At 73.0% G+C, this 12,631-nt stretch carries 12 protein-coding genes; 9 read left to right on the top strand and 3 right to left on the bottom strand.

Annotated features, from left to right (window positions below; all coding sequences use genetic code 11):
- Positions 1-223: 223 nt before the first annotated feature.
- Complete coding sequence (locus ACZ6S6_RS08470; RefSeq protein WP_469704421.1) at positions 224-1,042, top strand: hypothetical protein; 819 nt, start codon at positions 224-226, stop codon at positions 1,040-1,042.
- Between the two features lie 18 nt (positions 1,043-1,060).
- Here the strand turns inward: ACZ6S6_RS08470 and ACZ6S6_RS08465 are convergent, their stop codons facing one another.
- The 3 genes from ACZ6S6_RS08465 to ACZ6S6_RS08455 are packed head-to-tail and all read right to left on the bottom strand — an operon-like array spanning position 1,061 to position 2,686.
- On the bottom strand, positions 1,061-1,537 hold the full coding sequence (locus ACZ6S6_RS08465) for a hypothetical protein (protein ID WP_469704420.1): 477 nt from the start codon (positions 1,535-1,537) through the stop codon (positions 1,061-1,063).
- 45 nt (positions 1,538-1,582) lie between these two features.
- Complete coding sequence (locus ACZ6S6_RS08460; protein ID WP_469704419.1) at positions 1,583-2,050, bottom strand: cupredoxin domain-containing protein; 468 nt, start codon at positions 2,048-2,050, stop codon at positions 1,583-1,585.
- 36 nt (positions 2,051-2,086) lie between these two features.
- A complete protein-coding gene (locus tag ACZ6S6_RS08455) occupies positions 2,087-2,686 on the bottom strand; it encodes a COG4315 family predicted lipoprotein (RefSeq protein WP_469704418.1) in 600 nt (199 codons plus the stop codon).
- 435 nt (positions 2,687-3,121) lie between these two features.
- Between ACZ6S6_RS08455 and ACZ6S6_RS08450 the strand changes: the two genes are divergently transcribed.
- From ACZ6S6_RS08450 to ACZ6S6_RS08415, 8 genes are all read left to right on the top strand, one after another.
- The gene (locus ACZ6S6_RS08450; protein ID WP_469704517.1) at positions 3,122-3,898 is read left to right on the top strand and encodes a hypothetical protein; all 777 of its coding nucleotides are present in this window, start codon (positions 3,122-3,124) and stop codon (positions 3,896-3,898) included.
- Positions 3,899-3,914: 16 nt separating this feature from the next.
- Positions 3,915-6,074 (top strand): bifunctional serine/threonine-protein kinase/ABC transporter substrate-binding protein, encoded by a 2,160-nt coding sequence (locus tag ACZ6S6_RS08445; RefSeq protein WP_469704515.1) that lies wholly within the window; start codon positions 3,915-3,917, stop codon positions 6,072-6,074.
- Positions 6,075-6,080: 6 nt separating this feature from the next.
- The gene (locus tag ACZ6S6_RS08440; protein ID WP_469704417.1) at positions 6,081-8,180 is read left to right on the top strand and encodes a bifunctional serine/threonine-protein kinase/ABC transporter substrate-binding protein; all 2,100 of its coding nucleotides are present in this window, start codon (positions 6,081-6,083) and stop codon (positions 8,178-8,180) included.
- Positions 8,177-8,341, top strand: coding sequence for a hypothetical protein (locus ACZ6S6_RS08435; protein WP_362954823.1), 165 nt, complete (start codon positions 8,177-8,179; stop codon positions 8,339-8,341). The genes ACZ6S6_RS08440 and ACZ6S6_RS08435 overlap by 4 nt, the downstream gene beginning before the upstream one ends.
- A gap of 211 nt (positions 8,342-8,552) precedes the next feature.
- A complete protein-coding gene (gene tdh / locus ACZ6S6_RS08430; protein WP_469704416.1) occupies positions 8,553-9,581 on the top strand; it encodes an L-threonine 3-dehydrogenase in 1,029 nt (342 codons plus the stop codon).
- 94 nt (positions 9,582-9,675) lie between these two features.
- On the top strand, positions 9,676-10,869 hold the full coding sequence (locus ACZ6S6_RS08425; RefSeq protein ID WP_362954819.1) for a glycine C-acetyltransferase: 1,194 nt from the start codon (positions 9,676-9,678) through the stop codon (positions 10,867-10,869).
- A gap of 56 nt (positions 10,870-10,925) precedes the next feature.
- A complete protein-coding gene (locus ACZ6S6_RS08420) occupies positions 10,926-11,852 on the top strand; it encodes a LysR family transcriptional regulator (protein ID WP_362954817.1) in 927 nt (308 codons plus the stop codon).
- Positions 11,853-11,951: 99 nt separating this feature from the next.
- Complete coding sequence (locus ACZ6S6_RS08415; RefSeq protein ID WP_469704415.1) at positions 11,952-12,626, top strand: nucleoside/nucleotide kinase family protein; 675 nt, start codon at positions 11,952-11,954, stop codon at positions 12,624-12,626.
- Positions 12,627-12,631: the final 5 nt, after the last annotated feature.

The raw sequence follows: 12,631 nt of genomic DNA, 5'->3' as shown, positions 1-12,631 counted from the left end.
TGCCCGAAGAACCTCAAGTCCGGCAACGGCGGCAGTGCCCGTCGGGTCGTCGCGCGCAAGAAGTGTGCGAACCACAACAAGCGTCAGTGGCGTACCAAGATCGACGTCGATCTCATCGGTGTGGCCGACTCGCCGGAGAAGGCGTACACGAAGCCGGTCACGGTCAAGTGCGGTGTCTGATTCCCTGGTTACCGTCCCACCCGCTTGATCCAGGAGTACGACCATGAGTGACACCGGTCCGGGCGCCACCCTCATCGTGGGACTTCACGGGGTGCTGGACCGGCATCCCTGGATCGACCGGGTGAGCGCCGAGTTCGACCTCGAGGAGGACGTCTTCGGCCTCGCCGTGAAGCGGGCGTCCGCCTACGCCTGGAGCTCCACCGCTCTCACGGACAAGCCCGCCGGCAACCTCTGGGACCACAACGACGCCGGCGGCGACTGGACGCAGGACGGGCAGATCCGTCAGCTGGCCTGGCTGCACTCGTCGCTTCCCCGGCCCGTGAACGCTCCGGGGAAGCGGCAGCGCGCCCGCCGCCTCCCGGTACTGCCCGTCGTCACGGTCCTCTCGGACGCGCTGCGCCGCGTCGGCACCGTCCGCCTCACCGGCGCCCACGCCCTCGTGCCGCTGCATCGGGCAGGGGACGCCCGCGTCGAGCTCGCCGAGGTGGCGGACTGGTTCGCCCTCGCCGACCCGTCCGGTGCGGATTCGCTGACGGTCACCGTCTCCGCCCTGCCATCGGCGAACCTCGGCGCGCGGGCCGCCGAGATCCGCGACGCGGCGCTCGACCGCACGTACCGGCACATGGCGGTTGAGCTCCTCAGGCCCGCCGGCGCGATGACCGCGGGCCTTGCGCTTCCCCTCGCCGGAGTGGTGCAGGCCGAGGGCCTGCGCCGGGCGCTCGCCTTCCGCTGCGACGTGCGCGAGTGGTCGACGGACGTGGCCGCGTGGACGACGGAGGTGTTCGCGGACTCGATCCGGGCGGCGACGGGGCTCTCGGGCCCGATCCTCATCACGGTCTCCTCGGATGTCCGAAATCCGTAGGTACTGACCGACGGCCGGTCAGTGCCGATGGCCGTCGCGGGTCCGGTGGCGCGGCCGGAAGAGCAGCAGATACACCGTGGCGACCATCGCGACCGCCTGGGCCACGACGGTGGCCCGTTTCTCGCCGAACCAGACCGGCTCGTACATGTTCGGGAACGGGCCCCAGGCGCCGATGTCCGCGTACCGGTAGATGAGCAGGAGCGCGACTCCGCCGGTCGCGACCGACCAGGCGAACAGGTCGGACGGCCACCGTCGCCAGACCAGGACGAGGAGCGCGGCCAGCGCTGCCATGCCCGCCTCGATCCGGAACAGCGTGCCCTGGCTGATGTCGGCCGAGACGGCGTCGTACTGCCCGGCCAGGTGTGCGTGCAGATAGGCGTCCACGGCGAGACCGGCCGAGGCGAGCACCCGGGCCGCACCGCGCAGGAAGCGGCCGGTACCGTCCCCGTGCGCGGGGGTGGGGGTCGCAGGCGTGGTGGGGACTTCTGAGGACATTTTCGGCTCCATTCGCACCGGTGGGCCGGGGGCGGCGACCGGGGCTCACTTGACGGTGAGGGTCCCCGTCATGAAGGGGTGGATCGTGCAGTCGTACGGGTAGCCGCCCGCCTTCGACGGAGCGGTGAACGTGGCCGACTTGCCTGGCGCGATGTCGCCGGTGTCGAAGGCCTTGCCCTTCGTCGCCGTCATCGTGTGCGTGGTCGTGTCGTTGTTGGTCACGGTGATCTTCGCGCCGGGGGCGACGGTCAGGTCGGCGGGCCGGAACTTGAAGTCCTTGATGCTGACCTTCACCTGGCCGGCGGGCGGCCGGGACGAAGCGGACGACGAGGGAGGCGACGCGGACGGAGACGAGGACGCGGACGGGGGCGAGGGCGGTGTGGCGGGGGCCGATGAGCTGCCGCCGCCCCCGCCGCCACTGTCCGAGCAGCCCGTGAGGGCCGTCAGGCAGACGGAGAAGGCGGCGGCGGTCACGGCGAACCGCGTCCGGCCGGTACGGAACGAGAACGGCATGGCGTCTCCGGGGTGCGTGGGCCGGACCGGCCGGGATCAGTAACCGTTGCCGGTGCTGCTTGTCGGCTTGGCCGTGGGCTTGGCCGTCGGCTTGGTCGTGACCTGCTTGCCCTTGGCGTTGATGACGTACCACTTGGCGCCGAAGGCGTTGACGCCCTGCCCCTTGGTGTCGCCCGCCTTCTGGTCCTCGTCGAAGAGGTACAGCGGGTGACCGTTGTAGGTCACCTGCTTCTTGCCGTCGCTGCGGGTCGTCGTCTTCAGCAGCTTCGCGTTGACCCCGCTGCCCGCGGTCGGCGCCTTCGTGTCGAGCAGCGGCGGCCATGCCTTGGCGCAGGCGCCGGTGCACGCGGACTTGTTCTTGGTGTCCTTGTCGAACACGTAGAGCGTCATCTTCTTGGCGTTCACCAGGGTCTTGCCGTACGTGCCCTTCCTGAGGGAGACCGTGGGGGCGGGGGACTTGGACGGGCTGGGGGACGTGGAGGCGGCGGCCACGTCGACCTGGCCGCTGTTCCGGCTGCCCGTATCCGTACCGCTGGAGCTGCCGCTGCCGGATCCGCTGTCGGAGCATCCGGCAGCGGCGGCGGCCATCAGCAGTGCGGAGGCCAGCGCAGCGGCCGTCCTGGTGTGGCGTCTCATCGGGGCTCCTCATGTTCATCCGGCCGCCCGCACGGGCGGCGCGCGGCCGCACGAGCGGGGCCGTCGGCCCCAGTGGACAGCAGGCCCCTGGGACCGGCCATCCGGACGGGGCTGATCAGGTACGAGGGGTGGCGGCGGGTTCCGCGGGCCTCACCCGATCGGTGGCGTCACCCGATCGGCGGGCCGTGCGCGCCCCGCGCCGCAGCCGTCCGGGACGGTGGGCCGCAGCCGTCCGGGACGGTGGGCCGCAGCCGTTGGGGATGGTGAACCGCAGCCGTGCGAGACGGTAAGTGCGGTGCTGCGAGCGCGTCTTGATGGTGCAACAGTTTGGTATGTCACTGCTCCGTACGGCCCCGCGATCATAGGATCGGGGTGGTCTTCGGGGAGACGGGGTGGCTGATCGTGGCGTGTGGCGGGCCGATGCGCAGGTACGGAATGCTGGTGCTGGTTCCACTGGTGCTGGTGGCGTGCTCCAGCGGTGGCGGGAGTCCGGACGGGCAGGGGAGAAGTGCCTCCGCGAGCGGCAGCTCCAGTGCGGAACCCGAGTCGGAGCCGGGGGACACCTCGGCCATCGACGCGGACCCGGCCAGGCTGCCCGCGTCCCGCGAGGAGGCGCTCGACCTCATCGGCCGGGTCATCGCGGACCCCGCCACCTTCGGGCCGGGTGTGGTCAAGCGCAGCCCGTACGAGAGCGATCCGGCGACCTGGCCCGTCCTCGGCACCGACTGCGTCTGGCAGCAGAAGAAGCCGATGTCCAGTGTGCTCGCCACCCTCAGCCGCTCCTTCGAGGTGCCCGCGGCGGGCGGCAAGGGGCCCATGCGGCTCTCCGCCGTCGTCACCGTGCACCGCGCCCGCGCGGACGCCCGGTGGGAGATGGCCGAATCGGTGGAGGAGACGATGCGCTGCCCCACGCAGCAGCTGCGGAAGGGGGAGCTGATCGGGTCGATGATCGCCGCCTCGCTGGCACAGGGGGAGAGCACCCAGAACAACTCCGAGGACTCCCTGTCCGAGACCGGGGAGTACCAGAACGCGGAGCTCGGCGGCGGTCCGTACCCGTACTCCTGGTATCAGTCGCAGAACCTCCAGTTCACCGTGGCCACGACCGGCAAGGGGGCCAAGGGCTGGAGCGAGAACGAGATCGACACCTTCACGAACCAGGCTCAGTCCACCATGCTGCTGCGGCTCAAGTCCGCTGTCGAGAAGCAGAGCTGAGGGAGCGGAGAGCATGATGGAACAGCTGCGTCCCACCGACCCCGCACGGATCGGCGGACACCGTCTGCTCGGGCGGCTCGGCGCCGGCGGGATGGGCGTCGTCTATCTCGGCCGCACGGACGCCGGGGCACTGGCCGCGATCAAGGTGATCCTGCCGGAGTACGCCGAGGACGGCGGCTTCCGGGCCCGGTTCCGCCGCGAGGTCGAGGCCGCCCGCCGGGTGGACAGCCCATGGGCGGTTCCGGTCACCGGCGCCGAGACGGAGGGCGAACACCCCTGGCTGGCAACGGCGTTCCTCCCCGGGCCCGCACTGTCCGAGGCCGTCGCCCGGTGCGGCCCGCTGCCCGCGAGCAGCGTCCGGGTGCTCGGCCGGCTGCTCGCCCGCGCGCTGACCGCCGTGCACGCCGCCGGACTCGTGCACCGTGACGTCAAACCGGGCAACGTCCTGCTCACGGCCGAAGGGCCGCGCCTGATCGACTTCGGCATCGCGCGGGCCGCCGACGCCACGGCGCTCACCGCCACCGGCGTCGTCGTGGGGACACCTGGCTTCCTCTCGCCCGAACAGGCCACCGGGGGCGGCACGGCGGCCGGTCCCGCGAGCGACGTCTTCTCCCTCGGCTGCCTCCTGGCATACGCCGCGACCGGGCGGCCGCCGTTCGGCAGCGGCGCCGTCGAGGCACTGCTCTACCGGACCGTCCACGACGAACCCGACCTCGACGGGATCGACGACGAGGAGCTCCGCCCGCTGCTCGCCGCCCTGCTGGCCAAGGAGCCCGACGCACGGCCCACCGCCGCCGGACTCGACGCGCGGATCGCCGAGGACGCCCCGAACGGCTCCATCGCCTGGCTGCCCGAGAACGTGGTGGCCCTGATCGCCGACCGGTCCGCCGCCATGCTCGACCTGCCCGACATCGACCCCACGGTCGCCGGGGAAGGGACCGCGCCGCCCGGCACCGGACCCGGGCGACGCAAGGTCCTCCTGCTCGCCGGAGCCGGAGCCGGAGCGGTGGTGGCGGCGGGCGGCGGTTTCGCCGTCCGGGAGTGGCTGACCCACGACACGGACAACGCCGCGGCGAAATCCGGCGAGCCGTCCTGGACCATCGGGGTGCAGGCGGATCTGTCGGGACCGCGGAAGGCCGCCGGACAGGCGCAGGAGCGCGGGGTCCGGCTGGCCGTCGCGCGGTTCAACTCCCGCAAGGACAGACCCTTCACGCTGACCGTCAAGGCACTCGACGACGGAGGCGACACCACCCGCGCGGTCAAGGTCGCCGACCGGTTCGCCCGCGACCGTGACGTGCTCGCCGTCGTCGGCCCGACCGGCGACCCCGCCACGGAGGCCGTCCTCACCGCGTACGACGAGGCGATGCTGCCCGTCATCACCGTGTCCTCGCTCCAGATCACCTACGCCGCCCGGTCCAGGAAGTCCTTCTTCCAGGCGGCCCCCTCCGAAGCCGTACTGGCCCAGCCGATCATCAACCGGCTGGTGCTCCGGCCCGACGTCGAACGGCTCGGAGTGCTGCTCGACCGGGCAGGCGGCCAGTCCGCCTACCAGGTCGGCTACCTGACCAACCTGATGACCGGCCGGCTCACCACCGCGACCACCTATCCGCGCGTGATCCCGGCCGGCACACAGGACCTGGCCCCCGTCGTCAAGGACATGCTCGGGCACGCCAGTGACGCCTTCTTCTACGCGGGCGACGCGGCCGGGGCCGCCCGTACCGCACGCGCCCTCGCGGCCACCCCCTTCGAAGGACCCCGGATGGCCATGCACACGGCGATGGACGCGAGCTTCCTCAGGGACGCCGGGGACGCCGCCGAGCGCTGGGAGTTCACCGCGCCCTACATCGATCCTGCGGCGCCCGCCGCCAAGGAGTTCGTCGCGGCCCACCGCACCGCGTACGGCGCCGCGCCCGCGCACTGGGCCGCCGAGGCGTACGACGTGGCCGGGCTGGTGATCGCCGCCGTGACCGCCCTGGCCAAGGGTCCGGCCGGCCGGCCGAAGCGCCCGACGCGTACCGCGCTCGTGGCGAGGATCGCCGCGTCCTCGTACAAGGGAATCGCCCGGACGTACGCCTTCGACGAGGGCCACCAGCTCAAGAGCCGGGACGCCCATCTGTACGGCGTGCGGAACGGGAGCTACGCCTACCTCGGCGCCGCGCCGAAGACCGAGACCTGACCCGTCGTGCGGCCGCTCAGCTCACAGGACCCGCGCACCATCGGCGAGTACCGCACCCTGGCCCGGCTCGGCGCCGGCGGAATGGGGGTGGTCTACCTCGCCCGTTCGGCGGGCGGGGCGCTCGCCGCCGTGAAGGTGATCCGCGCCGAGCACGCCGCCGACCCCGGATTCCGGGCCCGGTTCCGGCGCGAGGCCGAGGCCGCGGCCCGGATCACCGGTCCGTGGGTGGTCCCGGTCACGGGGGCCGACACGGAGGCCCGTGAGCCATGGCTGGCCACCGCGTTCGTGCCCGGCCCCTCACTGGGCGAGGCCGTCGAGGAACGGGGACCCCTGCCCGAGGCCACGGTCCGGGGCCTCGGCGCCCGCCTCGCCGGGGCCCTCGTCGCGGTGCACGAGGCGGGTCTCCTGCACCGCGACGTCAAACCCGGCAACGTCCTCCTCGCGCTCGACGGCCCCCGGCTCATCGACTTCGGCATCGCCCGCCACGAGGGTGCCACCGCGCTCACCGCGACCGGTGCGGTGATCGGCACGCCCGGCTACCTGGCACCCGAGCAGGCCTCGGCGGGACCGGTCGGACCGGCCTGCGACGTGTTCTCGCTCGGCTGCGTCCTCGTGTACGCGGCGACCGGACGGCGGCCGTTCGGCCACGGCGCGGCGGCCGGGGTGCTCTTCCGTACCGTGCATGGCGAGCCGGACCTGGGTTCGCTCCCGCCCGGACTGCTGTCCCTCGTCACCACCTGCCTGGCCAAGGACCCGGGCGGTCGGCCGACGGCGCGGGAGCTCGCGGCGCGGCTGGCGGACGGCGGCACCGGCTGGGAGGTACCGGGGCTGGCCACCGTGGTCGCCGAGCGCGCCGCCGCCGTACTCGCCCTCCCGGACCCCGAACCGCCCACGGTCGTCCAGGACCCCGGACCGCCGCGCCCGTCCCGGCGCCGCGTCCTCACCGCGGGCGCCGCCGGCGCCGTCCTCCTCACCGGCGGGGGAGCCGCCGCCTGGGTGACCGTCGTCCGGGGCGGCGGCACGGGAGCCGCTCCCCGCGCGGTTCCCGCGTACCGGATCGCCCTGCACGCGGACCTGACAGGACCGGGGAAAGCCGTCGGCCTCGCCCACCAGCGAGGCGCCCGGCTCGCGGTCGACGACCACAACTCCCGTACGGACAAGGCCTTCACGCTGACCCTGCGCACCGAGGACGACGCAGGTGACGCCACCCGCGCCCGACAGGTCGCCGACCGGATCACCGCCGACCCGCGGGTGCTCGCCGTCATCGGCCCGACCGCGGAGGTCGCGGCCGAAGCGATCGTCAGCCGGTACGAGAAGGCGGGCCTCGCCCAGGTGGTGGTCGCGGCCCGGTCCACCACCGCCGAGTGGTCCACCGCCAGGTCCCTGTGCGTGCTGCGGTTGTTCGACGCGTCGCTGGCCATCGGGCTGACCCACTACCTGTCCCGCGTCCGGCCGGTCGAGCAGGTCGTCATCGAGGACCGGGCGGACCCGCAGAGCAGCTGGGTCATCAGGGACCGGCTGCCGAAGGCCCTGAACGGGACCACGTTCACCGTGCACACCGTCGCGGCAACCGCCCACACCTTCGCCCCGGCCGCCCGTGCGGCGGTCGCCGTCAAGGCCGGGGCGGTCGTCTACGCGGGGTCGTCGGCCGCCCGGGGCGCCCGCTGTGCCACCGACCTGGCCGCCGCCGGATTCACCGGGACGGGACTGTCCACCGGCCCCGTCCTCGGCCCCGCCTTCCTCCGGGAGGCGGGCAAGGCCGCCGAGGGCTGGGTGTTCGCGGAGGCGTACACCGACCCGGCGGCGCTGCCCGCCGCGAAGGGCTTCACCGCCGCGTACCGCGAGAAGTTCGGTGCGCCGCCCGCCACCTGGTCCGCGGAGGCGTACGACGCGGTGGGCCTCATCGCGCAGGCGGGCCGCGCCACCAGCGCGACCGACGCCGCACGCGGCGGTGTGGCCCAGCGGATCCTGCGCACCGACTACCAGGGCATCACCCGGCGGCTGTCCTTCTACGACACCCACCAGGTGCGGCTCGAGGACGGGATATTCCTCTACCGGGTCGACAGGGGCCGCGCCCGCTTCCTGGGCCCCTACGGATCTGTGTGACGGGGCCCGCCGTCATCACCTCCTGCGAGGCCTCGCGCACCTTCGACCGGCCGGCGCTCGTCGTCTGGGCGGCGGAGGACGGAGTCATGCCGCCGGAACACGGCCGCCGGCCGGCCGCGCCGCTGACCGGGGCGGATCGAGCGCCTCAGGCGCGGGCGTGAAGCGGAGCTGCGGCCGCGCTTAAGAAATCCTCGATGGACCTGGGGCGCGTGGTGCGGCAGATTTCTCCGTGACGGCGGAGGATGGTGCGCGGCGGCCGGTCGAAGCGCGCTGCCACGCCGTCCCCTCATTCTTCCCCGGGCCGCAGGCTTCCTCAGGCATGCCCCCGGCCCGGGGAGATCAACGCCGTACCAGGTACAGGGAGCCGCAGCCGTGAAGGCACTCGTGAAGCAGAAGGCCGAGCCGGGACTCTGGCTGATGGACGTTCCCGAGCCGGAGACCGGCCCCTCGGACGTACTCATCAAGGTGCTCCGTACCGGCATCTGCGGTACCGACCTGCACATCCGCAACTACGACGGCTGGGCGCAGCAGGCGGTCACGACGCCGCTCGTCCTGGGTCACGAGTTCGCCGGCGAGGTCGCCGCGATCGGGTCCGACGTCGTGGACATCGCCGTCGGTGACCTGGTCAGCGGCGAGGGCCACCTGGTGTGCGGCAAGTGCCGCAACTGTCTGGCCGGACGCCGCCACCTCTGCCGCTCCACCGTGGGGCTCGGCGTCGGCCGCGACGGGGCGTTCGCCGAGTACGTGGCACTGCCCGCGTCCAACGTGTGGGTGCACCGGGTCCCCGTCGACCTGGACGTCGCCGCGATCTTCGACCCGTTCGGCAACGCCGTGCACACCGCGCTGTCGTTCCCCCTGGTCGGCGAGGACGTACTGATCACCGGCGCCGGCCCGATCGGCATCATGGCCGCGGCCGTCGCGAAGCACGCCGGTGCCCGTAACGTCGTCATCACCGACGTCAGCGAGGCCCGGCTGGAACTGGCCCGCAAGGTCGGTGTGAGCCTCGCCCTCAACGTCGGTGAGCAGACCATCGCCGACGGGCAGCGGGAGCTCGGACTGCGCGAGGGCTTCGACATCGGCCTGGAGATGTCCGGCCGCCCCGAGGCGATGCGCGACATGATCGCGAACATGACGCACGGCGGCCGCATCGCGATGCTCGGACTGCCGTCCGAGGACTTCGCCGTCGACTGGTCCCGGATCGTCACCTCCATGATCACGGTCAAGGGCATCTACGGCCGGGAGATGTACGAGACCTGGTACGCCATGTCCGTCCTGCTGGAGGGCGGCCTCGACCTCGCCCCCGTGATCACCGGCCGCTACGGCTACCGCGACTTCGAGGCGGCCTTCGACGACGCGGCGAGTGGACTCGGCGGCAAGGTCATCCTCGACTGGACCGTCTGACCTCCGGCCGCTTCCGTCCGGCCGCCTCCGTCCCGCCGCCTCCGCTCTGCCGCCTCCGTCCGGCCGCTTCCGTACCCAGCTGGGAGACTCCTTCATGTTCGACTCCGTACGCGACGACATGCGCACCACCCTCGAAGAGATCGAGGCCGCCGGGCTGCACAAGCCCGAGCGCGTGATCGGAACCCCGCAGTCCGCGACCGTCGCCGTCACCGCGGGAGGCCGCCCCGGTGAGGTGCTCAACTTCTGCGCCAACAACTACCTGGGCCTCGCCGACCACCCCGACGTGATCGCCGCCGCGCACCAGGCGCTGGACCGCTGGGGCTACGGCATGGCCTCGGTCCGCTTCATCTGCGGCACCCAGGAGGTCCACAAGGAGCTGGAGCAGCGGCTCTCCTCCTTCCTGGGCCAGGAGGACACCGTCCTCTACTCCTCCTGCTTCGACGCCAACGGCGGTGTCTTCGAGACCGTCCTCGGCCCGGAGGACGCGGTCATCTCCGACGCCCTCAACCACGCCTCGATCATCGACGGCATCCGGCTGTGCAAGGCCAAGCGCTTCCGCTACGCCAACCGCGACATGGCCGACCTGGAGCAGCAGCTCAAGGAGGCGTCCGGGGCCCGGCGCCGCCTCGTCGTCACCGACGGCGTCTTCTCCATGGACGGGTACGTCGCACCGCTGCGCGAGATCTGCGACCTGGCCGAGCGCTACGACGCCATGGTCATGGTCGACGACTCGCACGCCGTCGGCTTCGTCGGCCCCGGCGGGCGCGGCACGCCCGAGCTGCACGACGTGATGGACCGCGTCGACATCATCACGGGCACGCTCGGCAAGGCGCTCGGCGGCGCCTCCGGCGGTTACGTGGCCGCCCGCGCCGAGATCGTCGCGCTGCTGCGCCAGCGCTCACGCCCGTACCTCTTCTCCAACTCGCTCGCCCCGGTCATCGCGGCGGCCTCCCTGAAGGTCATCGACCTGCTGGAGTCCGCCGGTGACCTGCGCGAGCAGCTCAACGCCAACACCGCGCTCTTCCGTACCCGGATGACCGAGGAAGGCTTCGACGTCCTGCCCGGCGACCACGCCATCGCCCCCGTGATGATCGGGGACGCGGCGAAGGCAGGCCGGATGGCGGAGCTTCTCCTGGAGCGCGGTGTGTACGTGATCGGGTTCTCGTACCCGGTCGTCCCGCAGGGCGCGGCCCGTATCCGCGTCCAGCTGTCCGCCGCGCACTCCACGGCGGACGTGAACCGCGCGGTCGACGCGTTCGTCGACGCGCGGGCAGCCCTGGGGGAGTAGGCCCCCGTCGCGGAGGGCGTCCCGGACTCCCTCCGCGACCTGGGACAATAGGGCACATGATCGATGCACGGCGGCTGCGCACTCTGCGTGCGGTGGCGGATCACCGCACGGTGACCGCCGCGGCCGCCGCGCTGTACCTGACCCCCTCCGCGGTCTCCCAGCAGCTGGCCGCGCTGGAGCAGGAGACCGGGCACCGGCTGGTCGAGCGCAACGCGCGCGGGGCCAGGCTCACGGCCGCCGGGGAGATCCTGCTGACCCACACCAACGCGGTGCTGGCCCAGCTGGAGCGGGCGGAGGCGGAGCTCGCCGCCTACAGCGCGGGTGACGCCGGGACGGTCACGGTCGCCGCGTTCGCCACCGGCATCGGCCTGGTCCTCGCCCCCGCGATCACCGCCCTCGGCGTGTCCGCACCCGGCATCCGCGTCCGGGTCCAGGACGCGGAGGGCGACGCGAGCGTCCCGATGGTGCTGGACCGCCAGGTCGATGTGGCCGTAGCCGTCGAGTACCGGGGCGCACCGGGCGAGGACGACCGCCGGCTGACCCGGGTGCCGCTGTACTCGGAACCGTTCGACGCGGTGCTCCCGGTGGGGCACCGGCTGGCGGACCAGGAGCAGGTGGCGGTCGCCGATCTGGCGAAGGACACCTGGATCGGCCCCTACCCGGGCAACCCCTGCCATGACGTGGTGGTTCTGGCCTGCCAGTACGCGGGCTTCGAGCCCAGCCTCGAACACTCATCGGACGACTTCCACGCGGTGGTCGCACTGGCCGGCGCGGATGCCGGAGTGGCCCTGGTCCCGAGATCCGCGCTGCGCGGAATGGCCCTGACGGGCGTGGTGGTCCGCCCGGTGCACGGCAGCGCCCCGACGCGCCGGGTGTTCGCGGCGGTACGCCGTGGAGCGGAGGCGCATCCGCTGATCGCGCCGGTGCTGGACGCGCTGGCGGGCGCGGCGGGAGGCGTGGGTCTCGGGCGCGGGACGGGCTGAGGCGCCGGCCGCGGGGCTCCGGGCCCGATAGGGCATCGGCCACCTGCTCAAGGACCGGGTCGGGGAGGCCGCCGGGCCCGTAGCGGGACAATATCCGCCATGGACACCAGTGACCTCACCGGGCTGACGGCCCGCGCCCGTCGGCTCGCCCTGGCCGGGAAGCGCCGCGTCCTCGGAATCGCCGGTCCGCCCGGCGCCGGGAAGTCCACCCTCGCCGGGCAACTGGCCGACGCCCTCGGGCCGCTCGCCGTGCTCGTGCCCATGGACGGTTTCCACCTCGCCCAGGCCGAACTGGAACGGCTCGGCCTGGCGGACCGCAAGGGCGCGCCCGACACCTTCGACGCCGCCGGGTACGCCGCCCTGCTCCGGCGGCTGCGGGCACCGGAACCGGGGACCGTCGTGTACGCCCCCGCGTTCGACCGGGCCCTGGAGCAGCCGGTCGCCGGGTCGGTCCCGGTCGGTCCGGACGTTCCGCTGGTCATCACCGAGGGGAACTACCTGCTGCACGGGGACGGCGGCTGGGCGGCGGTGCGCCCGCTGCTCGACGAGGCGTGGTACCTGGAACTCGACCAGGACGTACGGATCCACAGGCTCGTCGACCGGCATGTGCGGTTCGGGAAGCCCCGGCCGTACGCGGAGCGCTGGGTCGCCGGCTCCGACGAGGCGAACGCCCGGCTCGTCGCCCGAGGCCGCGACCGGGCCGACCTCGTCGTACGGCTCGGGCAGCCGCTCGGTCCCGGAACCCGGGAGGAACCGCACGGCCACCGCCCCTGACCGCT

It is taken from the genome of Streptomyces sp. NPDC048671 (genome assembly GCF_055587045.1).
This window is presented reverse-complemented; position numbering and strand designations above follow the sequence as displayed.